Annotated in this window: 16 protein-coding genes and 2 tRNA genes; 4 read left to right on the plus strand and 14 right to left on the minus strand. The window is 49.3% G+C overall.

The window, feature by feature from the left end; genetic code table 11:
- Position 1: 1 nt before the first annotated feature.
- The 5 genes from ACO6VE_RS08310 to purE all read right to left on the minus strand — a co-directional run bounded on the left by ACO6VE_RS08310 (position 2) and on the right by purE (position 10,583).
- On the minus strand, positions 2–2,857 hold the full coding sequence (locus ACO6VE_RS08310; RefSeq protein ID WP_422448281.1) for a hypothetical protein: 2,856 nt from the start codon (positions 2,855–2,857) through the stop codon (positions 2–4).
- Between the two features lie 33 nt (positions 2,858–2,890).
- A complete protein-coding gene (locus tag ACO6VE_RS08315) occupies positions 2,891–5,740 on the minus strand; it encodes a hypothetical protein (protein WP_422460762.1) in 2,850 nt (949 codons plus the stop codon).
- 33 nt (positions 5,741–5,773) lie between these two features.
- The gene (locus ACO6VE_RS08320) at positions 5,774–8,620 is read right to left on the minus strand and encodes a hypothetical protein (RefSeq protein WP_422460764.1); all 2,847 of its coding nucleotides are present in this window, start codon (positions 8,618–8,620) and stop codon (positions 5,774–5,776) included.
- Between the two features lie 320 nt (positions 8,621–8,940).
- Positions 8,941–10,089: a 5-(carboxyamino)imidazole ribonucleotide synthase gene (locus tag ACO6VE_RS08325; RefSeq protein ID WP_422448285.1), complete on the minus strand. Its 1,149-nt coding sequence runs from the start codon at positions 10,087–10,089 to the stop codon at positions 8,941–8,943.
- An 11-nt stretch (positions 10,090–10,100) separates the two neighbouring features.
- Entirely contained in the window at positions 10,101–10,583 is a 483-nt protein-coding gene (gene purE / locus ACO6VE_RS08330) for a 5-(carboxyamino)imidazole ribonucleotide mutase (protein ID WP_101749099.1), read from the minus strand.
- A 299-nt stretch (positions 10,584–10,882) separates the two neighbouring features.
- Here purE and ACO6VE_RS08335 point away from each other — a divergent pair, with 299 nt between their 5' ends.
- Both ACO6VE_RS08335 and ACO6VE_RS08340 read left to right on the plus strand, forming a co-directional pair.
- Positions 10,883–11,512 carry a hypothetical protein gene (locus ACO6VE_RS08335; protein ID WP_422448287.1) on the plus strand — a complete coding sequence of 210 codons (630 nt, stop codon included), beginning with the start codon at positions 10,883–10,885 and terminating at the stop codon, positions 11,510–11,512.
- Positions 11,513–12,035: 523 nt separating this feature from the next.
- Entirely contained in the window at positions 12,036–12,260 is a 225-nt protein-coding gene (locus ACO6VE_RS08340) for a hypothetical protein (protein WP_422460766.1), read from the plus strand.
- Positions 12,261–12,315: 55 nt separating this feature from the next.
- Here ACO6VE_RS08340 and ACO6VE_RS08345 read toward each other — a convergent pair.
- Positions 12,316–12,391: transfer RNA gene (locus ACO6VE_RS08345), tRNA-Val, on the minus strand.
- Positions 12,392–12,472: 81 nt separating this feature from the next.
- Positions 12,473–14,485 carry an excinuclease ABC subunit UvrB gene (gene uvrB / locus ACO6VE_RS08350; RefSeq protein ID WP_422460768.1) on the minus strand — a complete coding sequence of 671 codons (2,013 nt, stop codon included), beginning with the start codon at positions 14,483–14,485 and terminating at the stop codon, positions 12,473–12,475.
- 309 nt (positions 14,486–14,794) lie between these two features.
- On the opposite strand from uvrB, the gene ACO6VE_RS08355 reads away from it, so the two are divergent.
- Together ACO6VE_RS08355 and ACO6VE_RS08360 are read left to right on the plus strand one after the other, a co-directional pair.
- Positions 14,795–15,943 (plus strand): pyridoxal phosphate-dependent aminotransferase, encoded by a 1,149-nt coding sequence (locus tag ACO6VE_RS08355; RefSeq protein WP_422460844.1) that lies wholly within the window; start codon positions 14,795–14,797, stop codon positions 15,941–15,943.
- Positions 15,944–16,029: 86 nt separating this feature from the next.
- Positions 16,030–16,105 (plus strand) — tRNA-Asn (locus ACO6VE_RS08360).
- Positions 16,106–16,354: 249 nt separating this feature from the next.
- On the opposite strand, the gene lapB is transcribed toward ACO6VE_RS08360, so the two are convergent.
- From lapB to hisC, 7 genes are all read right to left on the minus strand, one after another.
- Positions 16,355–17,527 (minus strand): lipopolysaccharide assembly protein LapB, encoded by a 1,173-nt coding sequence (gene lapB / locus ACO6VE_RS08365; RefSeq protein ID WP_422460770.1) that lies wholly within the window; start codon positions 17,525–17,527, stop codon positions 16,355–16,357.
- Positions 17,520–17,879 carry a hypothetical protein gene (locus ACO6VE_RS08370; RefSeq protein ID WP_422460772.1) on the minus strand — a complete coding sequence of 120 codons (360 nt, stop codon included), beginning with the start codon at positions 17,877–17,879 and terminating at the stop codon, positions 17,520–17,522. Before ACO6VE_RS08370 ends, lapB begins: the two co-directional genes overlap by 8 nt.
- Positions 17,880–17,894: 15 nt before the next feature.
- Positions 17,895–18,194, minus strand: coding sequence for an integration host factor subunit beta (gene ihfB, locus ACO6VE_RS08375; RefSeq protein ID WP_209199672.1), 300 nt, complete (start codon positions 18,192–18,194; stop codon positions 17,895–17,897).
- Positions 18,195–18,534: 340 nt separating this feature from the next.
- Complete coding sequence (rpsA, locus tag ACO6VE_RS08380; protein ID WP_101749090.1) at positions 18,535–20,214, minus strand: 30S ribosomal protein S1; 1,680 nt, start codon at positions 20,212–20,214, stop codon at positions 18,535–18,537.
- 256 nt (positions 20,215–20,470) lie between these two features.
- Positions 20,471–21,166 carry a (d)CMP kinase gene (cmk, locus tag ACO6VE_RS08385; protein ID WP_101749089.1) on the minus strand — a complete coding sequence of 232 codons (696 nt, stop codon included), beginning with the start codon at positions 21,164–21,166 and terminating at the stop codon, positions 20,471–20,473.
- Positions 21,159–23,519, minus strand: a complete 2,361-nt coding sequence (locus tag ACO6VE_RS08390; RefSeq protein WP_422460774.1) for a bifunctional prephenate dehydrogenase/3-phosphoshikimate 1-carboxyvinyltransferase — start codon at positions 23,517–23,519, stop codon at positions 21,159–21,161. Before ACO6VE_RS08390 ends, cmk begins: the two co-directional genes overlap by 8 nt.
- Before the next feature lie 11 nt (positions 23,520–23,530).
- Entirely contained in the window at positions 23,531–24,646 is a 1,116-nt protein-coding gene (hisC, locus tag ACO6VE_RS08395) for a histidinol-phosphate transaminase (RefSeq protein WP_422460775.1), read from the minus strand.
- Between the last annotated feature and the right edge of the window lie 2 nt (positions 24,647–24,648).

Below are 24,648 nucleotides of genomic sequence, written 5' to 3' on the forward strand. Positions count from 1 at the left end.
ATTAATCTAATAACCGTTGTAATCTCGATTTAATCAGGAAAATCAGCCCTCGCTGGATCACAAAATCCGCAGTACTTTGTTGTTTATCCTTAAGTATATCCATAATGGTCGCCCCATGTCCGAGAAATACGGATTTTCCGCCCCACTCCTCCCCCGTGTAGTTTTGCAGATGCAGCACATTCTCTCTGGCTCCAGTCAGGCCGCTGGCGGTCATAAAGTGAGGACTGGCAGCAGCATCACCAGCAGCAGTAATGATCACTTGATGGGAGTCTGATCTTCTCTCCACCACATTTTTCCTGACCCGATGTTGCTGTAAAGAGAATACAGTCGCAAATGAGTCATTAATCTTTTCCTCCGTAACGCCCAGCGATTGATCAATACCATAGCTATGCGCCACTGTTTGAAACCATGCTCTGGAAAGTGCTTTGCGTACCTTGGCTGCACGCTGATCACGCCACGCTTTCCGGTCGGCTTTTGATCGTTTATTGCCGTTTTGATCCAACTCTGGTACCGGTAATACCGCTAACTTTTTCTGAACCTTCTGGCAGAATTGATTAAATGCTTCAGGTATCTCCATCCCGATGTAGACAAGGTTTTTATTTTCAAAACACCGGGTCTGCAGCGCTCTTCCAAGGGTTGACGCCTTCAAGTGGCGAACACCACTTGACTGCTGACGGGTTTGTCGGCTGAGAAGTTGTCGTTCATCTGCACTCAGCCCCTCAATCCTTTCCATCTGAAATGTCATCTGCTCCTGGAAAAACTGCTGAAACTGTTGATCAAGTACCACCATCCCACGAAAATCTGGAAAGGTATCCAGCCGATCATTTTGCAGGGGCTGGTCTTTCGGTCCTTCCCAGGAACAAACACCATAGCTTCGGGTAGCCGATACGGCTCTGTTCCCCATATACTTTTTACGGATCTGACTATTTTTACCCCCCGCGCAAATCACTAAATCAACGGGACGGGTTAACGTTGCTTCAGGTTTCTGATAACCAGCAGGCGGCTCTTTCTTGCCGTTGGCAAAGGGAGAGGGATCATTCTCAGGGTGGTATGTAGCCTTTACTGTATAGCCTTGTTCATTAGCCTCTACTATCGTCATTTCATAAGCAGCTAACCGCTCCAACCTGGTTTTTTGTGGGGCATCACGCTGGGAAATATGTTCGTAATTGCGTGACATCAGTTCAGCAAGTCTATGATTCAGAGCCTCTTCCAACCGGTGAGTGGCAATTTCTCCAGCCATTTCGCCAAAACCATCCGTACGAATAACGCCTTTTCCATCCTGACCGAACATGTCGTAGTAATGTTCTCCAAGATAAAACTTCAGCATATCCATCCATTTAGGGTCCAGTCGAACCACTTGCACCCGGTTATATTCAGTGCTCCGTTTCTCAAACACTGAGACATTGGCTCCTTCCTGAAACTGAGTAAAAGCCAGCATCAGTCCTGTTGGCCCAGCCCCTTCAATGGCAACGTTCGGATGACTGTTTGCTTCATTGTTCTGCGCTATTATCCAGTCCAGCTGGGCTAAATCCACTTGTGGTCCTCTTAACTGAGCCAAATCCAGCAGCTTTTTGAACATCTGCTCATTGTGTTCGGAATCGGTGCCCCATACAGCGGTCGTTTCAATACCTTGTAATAACAGATTTAACTCCCAGCGCCGCCCTTGATTCAGCTGAATCTTCAACAATGCCGCACGACCTTGTGCTATCAAGCCCCGATAGACTTTGCAACGAGCGTCAAGTTCTTTAAATTCCTGGCTTTGATTCTGGTTTTCTGCAGACAAAGTACTCCGTAAGGATTCATACTGCTGAAAATCTTTTTCAACCCGGGCCAGATCAAGCGTTCTCAATTCACTGGGTAATCGACTTATTTTGCGTACTACAGCAGAAACATCTGTTTTCAGATCTTCCTCAATACTGAATAATCCCGAGGTTCCAGATAATAGCCCTTGATAACTCTCTTTAAGCAATGTCAGATCGTCAGCGGAAATCAACTCCCGGGGATGACCTTGAATACTCATTTCATTATCAATAATCAGGTTCAGCGCATTCTGCAAAGCGCGATCACGCCGGGAGTAGGGATAAGAAAGTATATGTCCTACACGTGCGGTTAATTGTTGATACCCTTCAGGAGACAGGTTCTTCCGAAGGTTATGTAAAACGGACAAAGTGATGGTTTTTGTCAGTTCGGTAAAACCTTCAGATTGTCGGGTATCACGAAAGTGCTTTTCCAGCTTGCAGATGGCTTCATGAGCTTTATGCCCCTCAGGTAACAATTCCGGTGACAGAATTATAAGTCGATAGTAGGCTATCAGCACTTCCCTGCTATCTTCCAAAGTCACCCCGGGCAAGCGAGACAGCAGCCCGGAGAGTTCTGCTTTAAGAAATCCAGCGGCTTCACGAATAATTTTACGTTCTTTTGTGCTGCTGAGTATTGTGTCCTTACTACTGAGTATCGTTTTACGCTCAGATTTTTTAAGAAAAGGCAAAACGCCATTTCCTACGTCCTTTATAATGCGTTTTTTTAAGCTATGAGGAGCTTGTTCAGTTTGAAGCAATTCCCATAACTGACCACGAAATAAAGCAGCCGCTTCCTGCTCTTGTCTTCGCTGTTTCCGGCCTTCTGTCGTGAACAGGTTTAACAAACGTTGAAGAAAAGAAGTAGTAGACTGAACTACCTCTACCCTTCGATGCCAAACTGCACCCCGATGAAGATCGCCGGGGTGCTTCAATTTCCGGGTAACTTTCAGTTCTGCCCGTTGACGATTCTGATGAATTGTTTCGAGCTCTGTCAGCGTGTTTTTGATATGAGCATAGGGTTCATTATTTGATAACCCGGCAGGTCTGCCTGAATCCATTCCATTTCTCCTTTTATGTCAATTTATTCCCGATTAAATCAGGAAATTCAGTCCTTGCCGGATCACAAAGTCCGCCGTATCCAGTTGTGCATGCTCAAGCCTGTCCTGCCTTTGTTCCAGCCCATATTCCTGATATATTCTTGGTCCGTTCCACACATCCCTTGTGTAGTTTTGCAGATGCAACACATTCTCCCTGGCTCCAGTCAGGCCGCTGGCGGTCATAAAATGGGGAGTAGCAGCAGCATCACCAGCAGCAGTGATCATCACTTGACGGGAGCCTGATTTTTTCTTGATCACATTTCGCCAAACCCGACGTTGCTGTAAATAGAATACCGCCACCGATGGGTCATCAATCATTTCCTGAGTAACACCCAGCGACTGGTCAATACCATAGCTGTGTGCCACTGTTTGAAACCAAGCTCTGGAAAGCGCTTTCTGCACCCTGGCTTCGCGCTGATTACGCCAAGCTTTCTGGTCGGCTGCTGATCGTTTATTGCCATTTTGATCCAGATCTGGCACCGGTAATGCTGCTAACTTTTTCTTAACCTTCTGGCAGAATTGAGTAAATGCTTCAGGCAATTCCATCCCGATATAGACCAGGTTGTTATTGTCAAAACACCGGGTCTGCATCACTCTTCCATGGATGGATGACTGCAGGCTGCGAACACCCCTGGACTGCTCATGGGTTTGCTGGCCAAGCAATCTTCGCTCATCTGAACTCAGCCCCTCAATCCTTTCCACCTGAGATAGCATCTGCTCCTGGAAAAACTGCTGAAACTGTTGATCAAGTACCACCACCCCGCGAAAATCCGGAAAAGTATTCAGCCGATCATTTGGCAGGGGCTGGTCCTTTGGTCCTTCCCAGGAACAGACACCATAGCTTCGGGCAGACGTTACGGCCCTGTCCCGCATATATTTATTACGCAGCTGGCTATGTTTACCCCCGGCGCAAATCACTAAATCCACAGGACGGGTTACCGTTGCTTCAGGTTTCTGATAACCGGCAGGCGGCTTTTTCTTGCCGCTGGCAAAGGGAGAGGGATCATTCCCGGGGTGATATTTAGCCTGTACTGTATAGCCTTGTTCACCGGCCTCTACCCTGGTCATTTCATAGGCAGCTAACCGCTCCAATCGGTTTTTCTGCGGGTCATCACGCTGGGAAGTATGATCGTAATTGCGTGCCATCAGTTCAGCCAGTCTATCATTCAGAGCCTCTTCCAACCGGTGAGTGACAATTTCGCCTGCCTTTTCTCCCAAACCATCCGTACGAACCATACCCTTTCCAGCCTGTCCATTCTCACCGAACAGGTCGTAGTAATGTTCTCCAAGATAAAACTTCAGCATATCCATCCATTTAGGGTCCAGTCGAACCACTTGTAACCGGTTATATGCAGTGCTCCGTTTCTCAAACACTGAGACATTGGCCCCCTCCTGAAACTGGGTGAAAGCCAGCATCAGTCCTGTTGGCCCAGCGCCTTCAATAGCAACATTCGGATGTCTGTTGGCTTTCTTGTTCTGCGCTATGATCCAGTCCAGCTGGGCCAAATCCACTTGTGGCCCTCTTAACTGAGCCAAATCCAGCAGCTTTTTGAACATCTGCTGATTGTGTTCAGAATCAGTACCATAGATATTGGCCTTTCCTATACCTTCTAATAACAGATTTAACTCCCAGCGCCGCCCTTGATTCAGCTGAACATGCAATAATGCCGCCCGACCTTCTGCTATCAAGGCCCGATGTGTTTTGCAACGGGTTTCGAGTGCTTTAAATTCCTGGTTTTGATCCTGATTTTCTGCGGACAAAGTACTCCTTAAGGACTCATACTGCTGAAAGTCATGTGCAACCCGCTCCAGATCAAGCGTTCTCAATTCACTGGGTAATCGACTTATTCTGGCCGCTACAGCACAACCGTCTGCAAACAGATTTTCCTCTAGCCGGTGTATTCGCGAGTAACGAAAAAATAGCCCCTGATAGCTATCTTTAAGCAAGGCCAGGTCCCTGGCAGAAACCAACTCCCGGGGGTGGCCCTGAACAGACGAACTGCCCAGGCCATTATTAAAAATCAGGTTGAGTGCATCCCGCAAAGGCCGCTGACGAGGGGAGTATGGATAAGTAAATACATTACCGATTCGTTTCGTTAATTGTTGATACTCTTCAAGCGACAGCTCCTCCCGAATGTTATGTAAAACGGACAGGGCAATGGTATCTTTCAGGTCAGTAAAACCAACCGATTGCCGGGTATTACGAAAGTGCTTTTCCAGCTTGCTGATAGCTTCATGAGCTTTATGCTCATCCGGTAACAATTCCGGTGACAGAATAATGAGTTGATAATAGGCTTTCAGCACTTCTCTGCTATCTTCCAACGTCACCCGGGGTAGGCGAGACAGCAATCCGGAAAGTTCTTTTTTCAGAAATCCAGCGGCTTCACGGATAATTTTACGTTCTTTCGGGTTAATTAGAATTGTATCCTGACTACTGACTATCGCTTTACACTCTGATTCTTTAAGAAAAGGCAGAACACCATTTTCCACGGCCTGTATGACCTGTTTTTTTAGACTGTAAGGCGCTTTTTCAGTTTGCAGTAATTCCCATAACTGACCACGAAATAAAGCAGCCGCTTCCTGCTCTTGTCTTCGCTGTTTCCGGCCTTCTGTCGTGAACAGGTTTAACAAACGTTGAAGAAAAGAAGTAGTAGACTGAATTACCTCTACCCTTCGATGCCAAACTGCACCCCGATGAAGATCGCCGGGGTGCTTCAATTTCCGGGTAACTTTCAGTTCTGCCCGTTGACGATTCTGATGAATTGTTTCGAGCTCTGTCAGCGTGTTTTTGATATGAGCATAGGGTTCATTATTTGATAACCCGGCTGGTCTGCCTGAATCCATTCCATTTCTCCTTTTATGTCAATTTATTCCCGATTAAATCAGGAAATTCAGTCCTTGCCGGATCACAAAGTCCGCCGTATCCAGTTGTGCATGCTCAAGCCTGTCCTGCCTTTGTTCCAGCCCATATTCCTGATATATTCTTGGTCCGTTCCACACATCCCTTGTGTAGTTTTGCAGATGCAGCACATTCTCCCTGGCTCCAGTCAGGCCGCTGCCGGTCATAAAATGGGGAGTAGTAGCAGCATCACCAGCAGCAGTGATCATCACTTGACGGGAGCCTGATTTTTTCTTTATCACATTTCGCCCAACCCGGCGTTGCTGTAAATAGAATACCGCCACCGATGAGTCATCAATCATTTCCTGAGTAACACCCAGCGACTGGTCAATACCATAGCCGTGTGCCACTGTTTGGAACCAAGCCTTGGAAAGCGCTTTCTGCACCTTGGCTACGCGCTGATTACGCCAAGCTTTCTGGTCGGCTGCTGATCGTTTATCGCCATTTTGATCCAGATCTGGCACCGGTAATGCAGCTAACTTTTGCTTAACCTTATGGCAGAATTGAGTAAATGCTTCAGGCAACTCCATCCCGATATAAACCAGGTTGTTATTGTCAAAACACCGGGTCTTCATCACTCTTCCATGGATGGATGACTGCAGGCTGCGAACACCGCTGGACTGCTCATGGGTTTGCTGGCCAAGCAATCTTCGCTCATCTGAACTCAGCCCCTCAATCCTTTCCACCTGAGATAGCATCTGCTCCTGGAAAAACTGCTGAAACTGTTGATTAAGTACCACCACCCCGCGAAAATCCGGAAAAGTTTCCAGCCGATCATTTTGCAGGGGCTGGTCCTTTGGGCCTTCCCAGGAACAGACACCATAGCTTCGGGCAGACGTTACGGCCCTGTCCCGCATATATTTATTACGCAGCTGACTATGTTTACCCCCGGCGCAAATCACTAAATCCACAGGACGGGTTACCGTTGCTTCAGGTTTCTGATAACCGGCAGGTGGCTTTTTCTTGCCGCTGGCAAAGGGAGAGGGATCATTCCCGGGGTGATATTTAGCCTGTACTGTATAGCCTTGTTCACCGGCCTCTACCCTGGTCATTTCATAGGCAGCTAACCGCTCCAATCGGTTTTTCTGCGGGTCATCACGCTGGGAAGTATGATCGTAATTGCGTGCCATCAGGTCAGCCAGTCTATGATTCAGAGCCTCTTCCAGCCGGTGAGTGACAATTTCGCCTGCCTTTTCTCCCAAACCATCCGTACGAACCATACCCTTTCCAGCCTGTCCATTTTCACCGAACAGGTCGTAGTAATGTTCTCCAAGATAAAATTTCAGCATATCCATCCATTTAGGGTCCAGTCGAACCACTTGCACCCGGTTATATGCAGTGCTCCGTTTCTCAAACACTGAGACATTGGCCCCCTCCTGAAACTGGGTGAAAGCCAGCATCAGCCCTGTTGGCCCAGCGCCTTCAATGGCAACATTCGGATGTCTGTTGGCTTTCTTGTTCTGCGCTATGATCCAGTCCAGCTGGGCTAAATCCACTTGTAGTCCTCTTAACTGAGCCAAATCCAGCAGCTTTTTGAACATCTGCTGATTGTGTTCAGAATCAGTACCATAGATATTGGCCTTTCCTATACCTTCTAATAACAGATTTAACTCCCAGAGCCGCCCTTGAGTCAGCTGAACATGCAATAATGCCGCCCGACCCTCTGCTATCAAGGCCCGATGTGTTTTGCAACGGGCTTCGAGTGCTTTAAATTCCTGGTCTTGTTCCTGTTTTTCTGCGGACAAAGTGCTCCTTAAGGACTCATACTGCTGAAAGTCTTGTTTAACCCGGTCCAGATCAAGCGTTCTCAATTCACTGGGTAATCGACTTATTCTGGCCGCTACAGCACGACCGTCGGCAAACAGATTTTCCTCTAGCCGGTGTACTCGCGAGTAACGAAAAAATAGCCCCTGATAGCTATCTTTAAGCAAGGCCAGATCCCTGGCAGAAACCAACTCCCGTGGATGGCCCTGCACAGACGAACTACCCAGGCCATTACCAAAAATCAGGTTAAGTGCATTCCGCAAAGCCCGCTTACGAGGGGAGTATGGTTTGGTAAATACATTACCGATTCGTTTCGTTAATTGTTGATACTCTGCAAGCGACAGCTCCTCCCGAATGTCATGTAAAACGGACAGGGCGATGGTATCTTTCAGGTCAGTAAAACCAACCGATTGCCGGGTATTACGAAAATGCTTTTCCAGCTTTCTGAAAGCTTTGTGAGCTTTATGCTCATCCGGTAACAATTCCGGTGACAGAATAATGAGTTTATAATAGGCTTTCAGCACTTCTCTGCTATCATCCAACGTCACCCGGGGTAGGCGAGACAACAATCTGGAAAGTTCTTTTTTCAGAAATCCAGCGGCTTCACGGAAAATTTTACGTTCTTTCGGGTTAATTAGAATGGTATCCTGACTACTGACTATCGCTTTATACTCTGATTCTTTAAGAAAAGGCAGAACGCCATTTTCCACGGCCTGTATGACCTGTTTTTTTAGAATGTAAGGCGTTTTTTCAGTTTGGAGTAATTCCCATAACTGACCACGGAATAAAGCAGCCGCTTCATGATTTTGTCGGCGTTGCTTACGACCCTCTGTTGTGAAAAGGCTTAAAAAACGTTGCTGCAAAGAGGTATCAGATTGAACTACCTTAACTTTTCGATGCCATACCTCGCCCTCATGAGGATCGCCAGCGTGTTTCAATTCAAGGGAAATGTTCAGTTCTGCCAATTGATGATTCTTATGAATTGCTTCAAATTCTGCCAGCGTGTTTTTGATATAAGTATAGGATTCATTTAATAATCCTGGGGGTCTGCTGGTATCCATTACATTTCACCTTGTATGTTAAAAACTGTCGGACAGGTTCTATTCAGATCATTGGCTAGTTAACAATGTGCTTTTATATAAATCACTAACCGATTTGTCAGTTGTACTAACATCCTATGACTAACCCTGTGGAAGTTGTTCTGTTTCGATATTAATGGAGAATGGGTTGAAGTTATGCTTGATTGCAGTTCCTGATCAAAAAGCATCTTGCTTGAATAAAAAATGATAAGAGAGAATCAAGCCAAACTTCGGTAGATAATAGAGAAGCCGACATAACCATTCAGTTACATCGCCCCCGGTTTGAAAGGAAAATCTTTGAATTAGTCCAGTGATAAATCCAGACCTCGCCGGGCAACCCCGGGATAGTCATCTTCAGGTAAAAACGCAGAGAGAGCCACCAGCATTTCACCCAGCGCCTCTTCTGACTCAGCCACCAGATTGATGTGCCCCATTTTACGACCGGGGCGCTGGCTTTTGCCGTACCAGTGGCTGGTGACATTGGCAACGGACAACACTTCAGCGGGAATATCAGGCTGACCCAGAACGTTAATCATGGCACTGGGGCCAATGGCTTCAGTGGTGCCAAGGGGTAAACCGGCAATGGCCCTGAGATGGTTTTCAAATTGACTGCACAGGGTTCCCTGCTGGGTCCAATGGCCGGAGTTATGCACCCGGGGGGCTATCTCATTCACCATCAGCTGGCCATCCACATCAAAAAACTCGATGGCCAGGACCCCGACATAGTCCATTTCAGCAGCCAGCTTGCTGAAGGCGTCCACCGCCTGTTGATGAATCCCGGTAGAGATGGATTTCGCAATAGATAGCGTCAGAACCCCATTGGTATGCTCATTCTCAGTGACCGGATAAATAGCCATATTACCCTGTTTGTCCCGGGCACCAATGACCGACACCTCGCGCTGAAAGGGAATCATTTTTTCGGCAATAATCGAGTGGGGTGAATGTTCACTGCCAACAGCCAGAAATTCTGACATTTCCGACCAGATCTGCTCAATATCACTGTCTGACCAGACCCGCCACTGCCCTTTACCGTCATAGCCGGCCTGACAGGTTTTAATAACCAGTGGCAGCCCAAGCTTCTTGATGACTGCATCAAAGTGAGAACGATCGGTGATCAGCTGGTAAGGCGCACAGGGCACACCGGTTTTATCCAGTAACGCTTTCTCCATGCTGCGATCACCGCCGACTTTAATGGCCTGCTTACCAGGATAAAACTTTCCGGAGGCAGCACACAGAGTCAGCACATCGTCAGGAATATGCTCAAACTCAGCGGTGATGGCGTCACATTCAGCAATAGCCTGTGAAAGGGTTTGATCGCTGACCTGAAGCGTCAGGGGATGCATCAGCTTTGTGGAGCCGACATCATAGGAGAGGATATTGATATTCAGCGGTGCGCCCGCAAGACTCATCATGCGTGCAAGCTGGCCCGCGCCTAACACTAGAATATTCATACTGCTTTTTATCACTCGGCAGGATCAGGATTCGCTAATACAGTTTCGGTTTGCAGCTTCCTGAAATCATCAATTCTGGCCTGCAACTCTGGCTGCTGACAACCAAGAATCTGTGCTGCCAACAGACCGGCATTGGCCGCCCCGGCATCGCCAATGGCCAGAGTACCGACTGCAACACCTTTGGGCATTTGGCATATAGACAATAACGAGTCGATACCGTTCAATGCCCTGGATTTAACAGGAACCCCCAGCACCGGCAGGCTGGTAAAGGCGGCAGCCATTCCCGGCAGGTGTGCAGCCCCCCCGGCACCGGCAATAATCACTTTGATTCCCCGGGCAGCAGCCTGAGAGGCATAATCTGCCAGTAGTTGTGGAGTGCGATGGGCAGAAACAACCCTTGTTTCGTAGTCGATGCCGAAATTTTCCAACATTTCAGCTGCATGCTGCATCGTGGGCCAGTCGGACCTGGACCCCATTATAATAGCAACGGTCATAACCACTCCTTTATTCTGAGCGGCAATAATAGCACATATAACCCGTTTGCCTTCAGGGAAAACAGACCAAGTCGTGGCCAGCAGGCTTGCAAAAGAATGGCTCTGCAATTTACAGACAAGGCATCCTGGCAGCCATCCGTCACTTTTAAAACTGAAAGCAACCACCTGATTTAATATAATTCTATATAGATCAATAGATTAGCTTATTTTTATAGAGAAATGGTACTAAAGTATAATTTTACCTTTACTCATTATTCCATATATTGACGAAAAAATTGGTCTAGAAAGGAGTACGGACTATGTTTGTTTTTTTCAAGGGAACAGGGCATACACCACCGACGCAGCCTCAATTTGAAAATCGTGGGGCTAGACTCGGAAAAACAAATAAACAATCTAAAGAATTTAAAAATAGCGCTGCATCATTTGCTCAAGCCGCTAGTGAACTTAACAATAAAATCGCTGGAAAAGCTGAAAAAGCTGAAAAAGCTGGAAGAGCTGGAAAACCTAAAGACACTAAAAAAACTGGAAGAGGTAAAGCATTTGACCGAGAGACTGAACAAGTACATGCTAAAAGAGCACCTCAACCAGGCAAGGTTGAAATTGGCGGAAAAGATCTTTCCAAGCGTAAAATTGTCTGGCTAGAAAAGTTTAAACATTACTTTAAAATATTTACTTGCAATGTGAGTTTAACACTTCACTTTTATCGTAGTCAGGAAGCACGAGCAGCCCTTAAAAAATCCAGAGATGAATCAAAATCAGAGTTGGCTATCCTTACAAACGAAGAAGCAATGAGGACAAATACCTCAAAGATGAAGGAAGAGCTAGCGGATGGGCAATACTTACAGGCAGCTAAGAGAGCCGGGGCTGCTAGTGAAGCTGCTTTTAAAGCAGGAAAAGGTCGAATTGAAAGTTGGTGGGCACGTGTTTAAGCTGATGCTTATCAGACTGAAAATTTAAATCCTTTTCAGGAAAATATAAGTTTACTGTCGTAAAAAAAGCATGAAATGCTGCCTTAAACCCTGGGCAGCAATAAATCTTCTTTTACTATCCATCGATCAATCTCATGGTACCCTCCAAAGAGCCATTATTGACATAGAACTCATCTTCACTGATGGACCATCTTGATCAGATGCAGCCGATCGCGTTAACGCAAAGTCTCCCCCAATATCTGCCGTGCTATCTACTGGCGAAGTCAGGCTGACCTGCGGTCGAAGGCAGTTCAGTCCCCTGGTAAAGTCAATTCCTGATAAGCCGATGTAAACTGTTCAGCGCAAACAGGCTGGATAGTCTAAATAATGAATAGTTCCCAAGGAATGTAATAGCTTGTTTCACGCCAATGAAACCGCTTTGAGAAACCCGATATATTATTTATAGTCTCAGCAGTCAGCCTTACAGGCAATACAGCAACATGCGAAGTCGATTACTAAACCAGGTAAATATCAGAAGTCTGCCATGAAAATGCCTTTTCAGCCTGGAGACCAGGTGACCACTCATTTTTATCCGGTCCAGAAAAACCGCCGCAGAACCGTCATCCGCTGCTATCGTTCTATTGACTGTCCATCTGGCTGGCTGGTTGATACAAAAGACGACAGTGGAAAACTGTTGAAAGCACTGGATGCGAAGTGGTATCAGCTAATGGAAATGGAAGAGGCACCTGAGCCAGAGACCACCCGGTAGCAAAAGAATTATTTAGTAGCGAACGAGAGAGCAGGAATGCAGCATGAAGAAGAAATGGTAGTCGGTACTGGACTTGAACCAGCGACCCCCACCATGTCAAGGTGGTGCTCTACCAACTGAGCTAACCGACTGAAGTGGTGCGTATATTATCAATGCAGCTAAAAAATGCAACACTTCAATCAGCTTAATTCTAACAGGGTAAATACCTACTCTCAGTGTTTTAAAACCTGCTCTCTGAGCAAGACAATTTCATCCCTGACAGCAGCAGCCTGTTCAAACTCCAGGTTACGGGAGTGTTCCATCATTTTTGCTTCCAGCTTCTTGATGGTGGCGGCCATGACGTCCGGGGTCATGGGAACCTGATACTCAGTTCCCGGCTCTGCCACTGCTCTATGAGCTTTAGTGCCTTTCTTCCGTCCGGGCACAACAGCACCTTCAAGAATATCAGCCACCGATTTGAAAACACCTTTTGGCGTAATATTGTGTTTCTTGTTGTAGGCCATCTGCTTTTTGCGACGCCGCTCGGTCTCGCTGATTGCCCGTTCCATGGAGCCGGTCATCCGATCACCATAGAGAATTGCCCGGCCATTAATGTTTCGGGCGGCACGGCCAATGGTCTGAATCAATGAACGGTCAGAACGCAGAAAGCCTTCCTTATCGGCGTCGAGAATAGTGACCAGGGAGACCTCTGGCATATCAAGGCCTTCCCGCAGCAGGTTGATACCCACCAGCACATCAAAGGCACCAATACGCAAGTCACGGATAATCTCCACCCGTTCCACTGTATCAATATCTGAATGCAGGTAGCGAACCCGGACACCCTGCTCATGCAAAAACTCGGTTAAGTCCTCGGCCATACGTTTGGTGAGCACCGTGACCAGCACCCGCTCCTCTTTGGCAACGGTTTTATGAATTTCCATCAGCAGATCATCCACCTGGGAAGAGGCCGGTCGGACCTCAATTTCCGGGTCCACCAGACCGGTAGGCCTGACCACCTGATCAACCACCTGCCCCTGGTTCTCTTCCTCATACTTACCCGGTGTCGCAGAGACAAAAATAGTCTGCGGCCGTCGTCCTTCCCACTCTTCAAATTTCATGGGACGGTTATCCAGGGCAGAAGGCAGGCGGAAACCATACTCCACCAGTGTCTCTTTTCGAGAGCGATCCCCTTTATACATGGCACCGATCTGCGGCACAGTCACATGGGATTCATCAATCACCAGCAATGCATTATCCGGGATATAATCAAACAGGGTTGGCGGTGCCTCGCCGGGTTTATTGCCGGAGAGGTAGCGGGAATAGTTCTCGATACCGGTGCAATAACCCAGCTCAATCATCATTTCCAAGTCAAACTGTGTGCGCTGCTCAAGTCGCTGAGCTTCCACCAGCTTGTTGTTATCGCGTAAGACGTTGAGCCTATCCACCAGTTCTACCTTAATGGCTTCCACTGCATCCAGGATGGTTTGTCTGGGGGTCACATAGTGAGTTTTTGGATAAATGGTCGCCCTGGGCAATTTTCTCAGAACCTCGCCAGTCAACGGATCAAACTCGCTGATGGCTTCCAGTTCATCGTCAAACAGCTCCAAACGGACCGCCTCTTTTTCCGATTCAGCGGGAAAAATATCAATAACATCACCACGAACACGGTAAGTGGCCCGCCGAAAATCCGCATCGTTGCGCGTATATTGCAATTCCGCCAGGCGACGCAGAATGGTTCGCTGATCCACCCTGTCACCACGGTCCAGATGCATCATCATTTTCAGATAGGACTGTGGATCACCCAGACCATAAATGGCCGAAACCGTTGCCACAATAATCGCATCCTGTCTTTCCATCAGGGCCTTGGTGGCAGAGAGACGCATTTGTTCAATATGCTCATTAACCGATGCATCTTTCTCGATATAGGTATCTGACGTGGGTACGTAGGCTTCTGGCTGGTAATAGTCATAGTAGGAGACAAAATACTCCACAGCATTGTCTGGAAAGAACTCCTTGAACTCACCGTAGAGTTGTGCGGCCAGTGTCTTGTTGTGGGCCATGATGATCGTCGGCCGCTGTATTTTTTCGATCACATTGGCCACCGTGAAGGTCTTGCCGGAGCCTGTTACCCCCAGCAATGTCTGGCAGGCAAGGCCAGCATCAATGCCCTTGACCAGCTGTTCAATAGCAACCGGTTGATCACCGGCAGGACCGAAGCGGGAAGAAACTTTAAACGATCGACTCATGCTACCCTTCCATCTGGAGCAGAAAAATTTGCCAACGGTAACCGACAAACGCATACCAACGGTACATCGTATTGTGTATGATGCCTTCTGTTGGTCGCATGACGGATAATTGCTACTCATCACCGTTATAGTACAGCTATTGGTAGATAGTTTCCGCCACAGGAAGTCTAACCAAACCAGCAGAGAGCTTACACAGACTCCGGGAGAACTTCTCCAGCCAATAGCGGAAGGCAAACAGCATTATAATTCTCAGTGTTACAACCATAAATGAGGAAAACTGTGACTGGTCATCCATCCCAACGCGTGCAAATGGTCAAGCCATCTCCAACTCTGGCAGTCACCGCCAAGGCTGCCGAACTGAGAGCTGCCGGACATGACATTATTGGCCTGGGTGCCGGAGAGCCCGATTTCGACACTCCGGAGCATATTAAAGCCGCAGCGGTCAAAGCCATCGCTGAAGGGAAAACAAAATACACTGCCGTGGATGGAACCACCGAGCTGAAACAGGCCATTATTGATAAATTCAAGCGGGATAACGGCTTTGAATACAGCCAAAGCCAGATTCTGGTTTCCTGCGGCGGCAAACAGAGCTTCTTCAACCTGGCCCTGGCACTGCTGAACAAAGGTGATGAGGTCATTATTCCAGCCCCTTACTGGGTATCTTACCCGGATATGGTGGTCATCGCCGAGGGTGTGCCGGTTATCGTAGAAGCCGGTCTGGAAAACCGCTTCAAAATCACTCCCGGGCAACTGGAAGCCGCCATCACTGACAAAACCAGACTGGTGGTACTCAACAGCCCCTCAAACCCGACCGGAACCGCTTATAACCGCAAAGAGCTCGAAGCGCTAGGCAATGTGCTGAAAAAGTACCCGGAGGTAATGATCGCCACCGATGATATGTATGAGCATATCCTCTGGACTGAAGAGCCTTTCTGCAACATCCTGATGGTCTGCCCTGAACTCTATGACCGCACGATTGTTCTGAACGGCGTCTCCAAGGCTTACTCCATGACCGGCTGGCGGATCGGTTACGCTGGCGGGCCAGAGTGGCTGATCAAAAACATGAAAAAAATCCAGTCCCAGAGCACCTCCAACCCCTGCTCTATCGCCCAGGCTGCTGCCGTTGAGGCACTGAATGGGTCACAGGATTGCGTGAAAGAGATGGTCAAGGTGTTTAAGAAGCGCCATGACTACGTTGTTCGCCGATTGAATCAGCTGCCGGGCGTCAGCGCTATTGAGGGTGACGGTACTTTCTACGCGTTTGCTGATTTCAGTGAAGCAATGAAAAAGCTGGGCTTTACCAAGGATACGGATCTGGCAGCTCTCTTCCTGGAAAATGGCGTTGCCCTGGTCCCCGGCTCTGCCTTTGGTTCTGATGGCTGCATGAGACTATCATTTGCCACCAGCGATGAAGCGCTGGAAAAGGCTCTGGACAGACTTCAAGCGGCCCTGACCTGACCGACTATTTTTACTGAGTACCAGCTTCTGGTACTCAGTAACTTGACAGGCACAACAAGCAAGGTATCATTCACCTTATCTTTTGATCCCCGATAGCTCAGTTGGTAGAGCAAATGACTGTTAATCATTGGGTCGCTGGTTCGAGTCCAGCTCGGGGAGCCACACTTCTATCAGTACACTGCACTCTACCCTTATGGTTCATCAAAAGTGAACTTTACCTCGTTGGAACTATCCAGTTAACTTTCTTCCCTGGTCAACCCGGTCCCTTCCAAAAAAACGTGATGCGCCGTTGGCAGTCCTGAGTCTGGTTCAAAGCTAGAATAACGTTTTGAAGTCCTGTCAAAACAAGAAGGGATTAACAGAAATTCTCAAGAAACATATTCAGACTAATACAATAAATAAATACTGGAGCTACTCTCCCTCAAAACCCTGAATCGGTTTCACTGTTCCCCAATGATGACAGCGGGGACATTGCCAGTGCATTTCTTTCCCGGAAAAACCACATCGACCACAGGAAAAAACCGGTTTAAACTCAAGCATCCGCGCCGTAAGATGGTGAATCAATTCCAGTACATTGTCCGACAGGTCACCCTGAAACTGACGACGAAGACCAATCAGCTCATTCAAGCCTCTCAGTGTAGGATGACGCTCAAGTTGCGCCGTTAGAAAGTTAACAGCCTGAGACTCCCCTGACTCCCTGAGCAAAAGACGAGTCATTGCAATGATAACCGCAGTACCGGGACGCTCATTCAGGCAACGGCCAAGATAAGCGCCAAGCCCTCTCACACTTCCCGTATGCTCAAAAGATTTCTCCAATAATGGCAGCGAGAGGGGCATGAAGCTGATATCCTGAACCGATATTCTCTGCAACACTTTAATTGCCTCTTTGTAGCTGCCTTCGTCAAATTCCATTTGACCCAGCAAAAGGCTGGCCCTGACACTGTTCTTATCCCGGGAAAACGCCTGACGTATCAGGCGGCGTGCATTTACCCGGTCATTCTGCTTAAGGGCTGTTTCGCTCTGCTCGCAGTAATAATGTGCCAGAATGACAGCAAAGTGCTCTCCCCGGCCCGGCCTCAACCTTTCTGCAACTTCTGCTGCCTTAACCCACTCCCGTTCCTGTTCATAGACACGCAACAATTGCTGCAAGGCCTGGTCCCGCAGCTCATGATTCTGACGACTGAGATCAATCAGAATGGATTCAGCACGATCCAGCAGACCAGCAGAAGAGTAGTTTTGAGCCAGGGCAAGCTGAACCTGGAAAGACTGGATGGACGTCAGGCTTGGGCGCGCCAGCAAGTCCTGATGAACACGGATGGATTTTTCCACTTCTCCGCGCTTGCTAAACAGGTTTCCCAGCGCCAGATAGGTATCAACGGTGTCATTATTGATATCCAGGGCTTTGATAAAGACATCAATAGCTTCATCCGTCTGCTCATTAATCAAATAATTCAGACCAACAAAATAGTCCTTCGACAGCTGGCCAGAGCTATTCACCCGCCTTCTCTTCTGATCACGCCAGCCCAGAAAATAACCAATGACGATTGCAGCTAGAATAAGGCCCAATAACGCAATATCAGGCATCCGTTAACCCTTTCAGGGCACTGGATCTCAACTTCTGGAGTTCGGCGTCACGCCGCGCAAGCTTTCTTCTCAGGCTGGCATTAGCCAGTCGCAAACGGATAACCAGCATCAGGGAAACCAGCAAACCGGCAAAGCCACCCAGTACAAAGGGCACCATAACCAGCGTGGAACTGCTTACGGTCGGCATCATTAACCCACCCATTTCAAGGCTGATCTGCTCGGTATTGGAGAGGGTAAAGTTGACGAAAAACACCAGTAAAACAACAAACAACGCCAAAACCAGAAGACGTTTGAACCACACGACTATTGTCGTAAAACTGCTCTTGACAAGAGGCAACTCGTAGCCCGCCATAAACTTAATTCACGATCAATCCATTTCTGCCTGTAAGCCACGATTCACCCTTTCCCGCAGCTCTTTGCCCGGTTTGAAATGGGGAACATATTTGCCATCAAGGCTCACAGCTTCACCGGTTTTAGGGTTACGCCCGACTCTTGGGGCACGATAATGAAGGGAGAAGCTACCAAACCCCCTGATCTCAACCCGCTCGCCATTGGCCAGCGAATCGGACATTTGCTCAATGATAGCCTTTACAGCTAACTCAATATCCTTGATAGAGAGCTGCGGTTGCAACTCGGCAATCCGCTCAATCAGTTCAGACCGGGTCATCGTCGTTTTTCCTTTCCCTGCCATTCCCGGAATGTCTAAAAGATCCTGCAGACCTTCTTAGACACCGCTTATTGTTTAAATGCGCCTTAAATAACCAGACTGTTTCTACACTAGCTAACCCACACCGAGAAATCAAGCAACCCTTTGATTAGCCCACACATTTCATAAGAATACCTGCCACTTCCTGTTCCCGGCTGAGAGCGAAGCAATACAATGGCTAAATCTCACACAACCTTTTGATCAAAAAAAACCGCGAGGCAAAAGCACTCGCGGTTTTCTTTGCTATCAGTGGCAGTTTTTCAAACAAAAGCACCCCTTGAGCAATCAGGAACAGGATGGATTATTTGTTTTCCATCTGCGCCTTGATCAGATCACCAATGGTGGTCGGACCGGCAGCTTCTTCGTCCTGCTTGGTACGCAACTCTTTCATCGCTGCTTTTTCATCGGCCTGGTCTTTCGCTTTGATCGACAGGCTGATGTTGCGGTTCTTGCGGTCGATGCTGATGATACGAGCTTCGACTTCTTCACCTTCTTTCAGGACGTTAGTTGCGTCTTCAACGCGGTCAACACTGATTTCAGAAGCTTTCAGGGTAGCCAGAACGTCTTCCGCCAGCTCGACAACAGCCGCTTTGGCAGTGACTTCCTTAACGATACCCTTAACAACAGAACCTTTTTCATTCAGGCCAGCGTAGGCATTGAACGGATCTTCAGACAGTTGCTTGATACCCAGGGAGATACGCTCACGCTCAGCGTCAATCGCCAGGATAACCGCTTCTACTTCGTCGCCCTTACGGTACTGACGAACAGCTTCTTCACCGGTTTCGTTCCAGGAGATGTCAGACAGGTGAACCAGACCGTCGATACCACCGTCCAGACCGATAAAGATACCGAAGTCAGTGATAGACTTGATCTTGCCAGCCAGCTTGTCGCCCTTGTTGAAGGAGCCGGAGAAGTCTTCCCATGGGTTGGTCTTGCACTGCTTGATACCCAGAGAAATACGACGACGCTCTTCGTCAATGTCCAGAACCTGAACTTCAACTTCGTCACCCAGGTTAACAACCTTGGATGGGTGAATGTTCTTGTTGGTCCAGTCCATTTCAGAAACGTGTACCAGACCTTCAACACCTTCTTCCAGCTCAACGAAGCAGCCGTAGTCAGTCAGGTTGGTTACGCGGCCAGAAGCACGGGCACCTTCAGGGAAGCGCTTGGTGATAGCAACCCATGGATCTTCACCCAGCTGCTTGAGACCCAGGGATACACGGTTACGGTCACGGTCAAACTTCAGGACCTTAACGTTGATTTCGTCACCAACGTTAACGATTTCGCTAGGATGCTTGATGCGTTTCCAGGCCATGTCAGTGATGTGCAGCAGGCCGTCGACGCCGCCCAGGTCAACGAAGGCACCGTAGTCAGTCAGGTTCTTGACGATACCCTTAACTTCCAGACCTTCCTGCAGAGAGCCCAGCAGCTGCTCACGCTCAGCGCTGTTTTCAGCTTCCAGAACGCTGCGACGGGAAACCACCACGTTGTTACGCTTCTGGTCCAGCTTGATAACCTTGAACTCAAGCTCTTTGCCTTCCAGGTGCGCCGTGTCGCGAACCGGACGAACGTCTACCAGAGAGCCTGGCAGGAACGCACGGATAGTCGCCACGTCAACAGTGAAGCCACCCTTGACCTTGCCACTGATAACACCCTTAACAACGTCTTCAGCTTCGAAGGCTTTTTCCAGTTCCTTCCAGGCTTCCATACGCTTGGCTTTTTCACGGGACAGACGGGTCTCACCGAAACCGTCTTCTACCGCGTCCAGAGCTACCTGGACTTCATCACCAATAGCGATGGTCAGTTCACCGTTCTCATCCTGAAACTGAGCCTTGGGAATAACACCTTCAGACTTCAGGCCAGCATGAACAGTTACCCAGTCACTGTCGATATCAACCACAACACCACTGACAATGGCGCCTGGCTTCATTTCGATTTCCTTCAGGCTCTCTTCAAACAGTTCTGCAAAGCTTTCGCTCATGATTTTTCCTGTGACAGTGTACGCATCTGCAAAGTCCCTGCCTTATCAGCAAAAACCAGCCAATGATAACCGGATAACGTACACTGGTTGTCATCCACACCGCCAGCCGGAGTGGGTTACTTTAATCAGGTTCGAATCTGCAATGCTGGCTTAACGCCAGAAACGAACCTCCAGATAATGTTGAGTGCAACTTATGGCGCACTCAGGTTTGCTGAAGTGGCGAACCCACTTCCCTGGCAGGCTGTCAGGAAAATCCCTAAACCAGCCCTCTCAGGCGCATCTGTTCCAGCACCTTATTGAATACCTCCTGGATACTCATGCGGGTACTGTCGAGAATGATGGCATCATCGGCAGGCTTGAGCGGCGCTACAGCTCTTTGACTATCTCGCTCATCTCTGGCCTGAATATCTGCCAAAAGGCGATCAAAGCTAGCATCAATCCCTTTTTGATGCAACTGGTCATAACGTCTTTTGGCCCGCTCTTCGGCGCTGGCGGTCAGGAAGACTTTCAGCGCCGCATCGGGAAACACCACCGTCCCCATATCACGGCCATCAGCCACCAGACCCGGCAGCTCGGCAAAATCGCGCTGGCGTTGCAACAGTGCCGCCCGAACACCCGGCAGTGCCGCAACCCTGGAAGCCATGGCACCCACCTCTTCCGTGCGCAGACTGGCACCCACCCGCTCACCTTCAAGAATGATGGTCAGACCTGCGCCTGATTCTGATGGTAAGAACTGAACATCAAGGTGGCCTGCCAAAACCTCCAGGGATGACTCATCGGCAAAATCAACCCCATGATTCATCGCTGCCAGGGCGGTTAACCGATACAACGCCCCACTGTCCAGCAACCTCCAGCCAAGCTCTCTGGCCAGCAGGGCTGCAATCGTTCCCTTGCCAGACCCGCTGGGACCATCAATGGTGACCACTGTCACTGGTGTCTGAGACTCACTCACTGGTATTTACCTTTACCACAATACGCATACCGGCTCGATTGGCCAGGCCTGCAAAATCCGGGAATGAAGTCGCCACATTTGCACAGTCAAGAATGCGAATATCGTCCTTTGCCCGCAGTGCAGCTACTGCGAATGACATGGCAATCCGGTGATCGCCATGGCTGTCAATAGTGCCACCGTTAAATACAGGCTTCCCCTTCTTTTCAGAAGCAGCATTACCGGAACCATTGATCATCATACCATCAGACAATGGTTGTGCATCAATACCCAGGGCAATCAAGCCATCGGCCATGGCCTGAATCCGGTCACTCTCTTTCACCCGAAGCTCACGGGCACCCGTGAGCAGCGTTCTGCCTTCTGCACAGGCTGCTGCAACAAAAAGCACCGGAAATTCATCAATGGCGATGGGCACCAGACGCTCAGGAATATCAATACCCTTCAGCGGCGCGGAACGCACCACCAGGTCGGCCACGGGCTCGCCACCCACAACGGACTCGTTTTCAAGGGTAATATCCGCCCCCATCAGCTGCAGGATCTCAACCACACCAGAACGGGTCGGGTTCATGCCAACATGGCAAAGACGAACCTCTGACCCCTCGGCGATTGAGGCTGCCACCATAAAGAACGCCGCTGAAGACACATCGGAGGGCACATCGATTCGGGTAGCTGTCAGCTTGCCCCCTCCTTTAATCGCGACCCTGCTGCCATCCTCACCATCGACCGAGACCGTATAACCAAAGCCATTCAGCATACGGTTGGTGTGGTCACGAACAATACCCGGAGCAACCGTCACCGTTTCACCATCTGCGTACATGCCCGCCAGCAACAGGCAGGACTGCACCTGGGCCGAAGCCATTGGCAGATGATACTCAATACCCTGCAACCGTCTACCGCCTTTGATCTTCAGTGGTGGGCGACCACCTTCTGAGGTCTCGATGGTGGCACCCATCTGGCCAAGCGGGTCCACCACCCGATTCATGGGGCGACCGGACAGGGAGTGATCACCGGTTAACGTAACATCAAAAGACTGGGCTGCCATCAACCCGGCCATCAAGCGCATGGCAGTACCGGCATTACCGAGATAAAGCGGCCCTTCCGGCGGCTTGAGGCCATGCATGCCAACTCCCTGAATGGTGACCTTGCCAAGATAGGGGCCATCAATCTGAACCCCCATATCCCGAAATGCCTTCAGGGTTGCCAGGGCATCCTCGCCTTCGAGAAACCCTTCAATCACTGTTTCCCCCTCCGCCAGGGCACCGAGCATGATGGAACGATGAGAGATAGACTTATCTCCGGGAACACGCAACTCACCGGAGATAGATCCTCCCGGGCTGGCAATAAATGTCTGGGTACTTTCTTTCATAGTGTCCATAACGTCTTTATCTGAATCTTCACCTTCAATCAGCACAGAGCCCGAAAAACCAGACGTCATGACAGAATCAGGCAATGGCTTCACCCGCTGCTTCCTGCTCTCCAGCAGAGAAGAGAAATGCTGACGCGCTGATTGCGCACGACTGAATATTCCCAGCAGCGACTGACTGTTTTTCTGCACAATCGCTTCCCGGAGTACCTGAAGGCCCTCGGTAAATTCATCCAGCGCTTCCAGCACCGCCTGATGATTACCCAGCGCCACATCATGCCACATAATAGGATCACTGCCAGCGATCCGGGTAAAATCCCGAAAGCCGCCCGCAGCAAAGCGAAAAATATCCTGATTATCCGGATTCCCGGCCAGCGTATCCACCAGTGAGAACGCCAGGAAATGGGGAAGATGGCTGGTCTTTGCCAGAACCTCATCATGATGACAGGGATCCATACTGGTGACCACTGCCCCACAGGCCTCCCAAAGCATCCTGACCTTTGCCAGTGCCAGAGAGTCGGTATTTGCCAACGGGGTCAGGATGACATCATGGGCCTGAAACAGGGTAGCTTTTGCGGCACCAACACCACTTTTTTCCGACCCCGCAATTGGATGGCCGGGTACCAGCCAGGAGGGAACTTTGCCAAAAACCTCACGGGCAGCATCCAGCAGCGCTTTTTTACTGGACCCGGCATCAGTAATCACTTTTTCAGCAGGAACGCCATCGGGCAAAAAGGAAGATAGCTGCGCAAGAACGGGCTTCATTGCCAGCATGGGCACGGCCAGCATAATCACATCAGCAGCGGCAACACCGGCGGAGAGGCTTTCGCAGCCATAATCAATGATCCCGAGCGCCTCGGCCTCTTCCAGTGAGGCTTTATTCTGGTCATAACCATACACTTGCCGACACGCACCGGCAGACTTTACCGCCGCTGCAAAAGATCCCCCGATCAGGCCCAACCCAACCACCAGCAGTGTATCAACTGTTTTCACAAACGAACTCCTTACGACGACTGACCAAGAACCTGGCTCAGCGCTTCCAGACAACGACGATTTTCTTCCGGCAAACCAATGGAAATACGGAGGTGTTCAGGCATGCCGTAATTGGCCACTGGCCGAACAATAATGCCTTTGGACAACAACCCTTCATAGACCGGCATGGCATTCCGCTTGAGATCGACGGTGATGAAATTACCCGATGAAGGGATCCAGTTCAGCCCAAGGCCAGAAAACCCCTGCTCCAGGAATACCATCCCCTGCTGATTAATCTCAACGGACTGCTGCAGATAAGCTTCATCCTTCAGCGCGGCAACCGCACCGAACTGAGCAGGAAGATTCAGGTTAAATGGCTGCCTCAATCGGTTCAGTACATCGGCTATTTCAGGATTGGATATCGAATAACCGACCCGGGCCCCCGCCAGCCCATAAGCCTTGGAAAAGGTTCGGGTCACCACCAGATTGGGATAGCGGTCAAGCAGGTCGATACCATCAGGCAGGTCACCACCCACCCCATACTCAAAATAGGCCTCATCAAGGACAACGATCACCTCTTTTGGCACCTTACCCAGAAAACCCAGCAGATCCTGTTCACTAAAGCTGGTACCGGTGGGATTATTAGGATTTGCCAGGAAGACAATCCGGGTATTGGCCTGAATCGCTTCCGCCATGGCATCCAGATCATGACCATAGTTCAGCGCTGGAACCACAACACTCTCAGCACCGACGGCCTTCACAGCCAGAGGATAAACAACGAAAGCATACTGAGAAAAAACCGCAGAACTGCTGGTATCCAGAAACGACTCCGCCAGAAGCACCAGCACATCATTGGACCCATTGCCCAGGGTTAATTGCTCCGGTGCTACCTTCAGTTTTTCTGCCAGCGCCTGTTTTAACTGATAACTGCTGCCATCGGGATAACGGGCCAGCTCTGCCAGGGATTCGGCCATTGCTTTCAGCGCAGCAGGTGGTGGCCCCAGAGGGTTTTCATTACTGGCCAGTTTGACAATATCCTCAACCTTCAAGCCCTGCTCCCTGGCAAGCTCCTCAATAGGCTTGCCTGGTTGATAAGGACTCATTCCTCTTACTCCGGGTACCGCCAGCTGCAGAAAATCACAGGACATAA

It is taken from the genome of Endozoicomonas sp. ALB115 (assembly GCF_049310245.1).
Lineage (GTDB): Bacteria > Pseudomonadota > Gammaproteobacteria > Pseudomonadales > Endozoicomonadaceae > Endozoicomonas.

Excerpts from the sequence above, each read along its gene's own strand:
- ACO6VE_RS08310 (WP_422448281.1), bottom strand. The coding sequence starts at position 2,857 with ATGGATTCAGGCAGACCTGCCGGGTTATCAAATAATGAACCCTATGCT.
- ACO6VE_RS08315 (WP_422460762.1), bottom strand. The coding sequence starts at position 5,740 with ATGGATTCAGGCAGACCAGCCGGGTTATCAAATAATGAACCCTATGCT.
- ACO6VE_RS08320 (WP_422460764.1), bottom strand. The coding sequence starts at position 8,620 with ATGGATACCAGCAGACCCCCAGGATTATTAAATGAATCCTATACTTAT.
- ACO6VE_RS08325 (WP_422448285.1), bottom strand. The coding sequence starts at position 10,089 with ATGAATATTCTAGTGTTAGGCGCGGGCCAGCTTGCACGCATGATGAGT.
- purE (WP_101749099.1), bottom strand. The coding sequence starts at position 10,583 with ATGACCGTTGCTATTATAATGGGGTCCAGGTCCGACTGGCCCACGATG.
- ACO6VE_RS08335 (WP_422448287.1), top strand. The coding sequence starts at position 10,883 with ATGTTTGTTTTTTTCAAGGGAACAGGGCATACACCACCGACGCAGCCT.
- ACO6VE_RS08340 (WP_422460766.1), top strand. The coding sequence starts at position 12,036 with ATGAAAATGCCTTTTCAGCCTGGAGACCAGGTGACCACTCATTTTTAT.
- uvrB (WP_422460768.1), bottom strand. The coding sequence starts at position 14,485 with ATGAGTCGATCGTTTAAAGTTTCTTCCCGCTTCGGTCCTGCCGGTGAT.
- ACO6VE_RS08355 (WP_422460844.1), top strand. The coding sequence starts at position 14,795 with ATGGTCAAGCCATCTCCAACTCTGGCAGTCACCGCCAAGGCTGCCGAA.
- lapB (WP_422460770.1), bottom strand. The coding sequence starts at position 17,527 with ATGCCTGATATTGCGTTATTGGGCCTTATTCTAGCTGCAATCGTCATT.
- ACO6VE_RS08370 (WP_422460772.1), bottom strand. The coding sequence starts at position 17,879 with ATGGCGGGCTACGAGTTGCCTCTTGTCAAGAGCAGTTTTACGACAATA.
- ihfB (WP_209199672.1), bottom strand. The coding sequence starts at position 18,194 with ATGACCCGGTCTGAACTGATTGAGCGGATTGCCGAGTTGCAACCGCAG.
- rpsA (WP_101749090.1), bottom strand. The coding sequence starts at position 20,214 with ATGAGCGAAAGCTTTGCAGAACTGTTTGAAGAGAGCCTGAAGGAAATC.
- hisC (WP_422460775.1), bottom strand. The coding sequence starts at position 24,646 with ATGTCCTGTGATTTTCTGCAGCTGGCGGTACCCGGAGTAAGAGGAATG.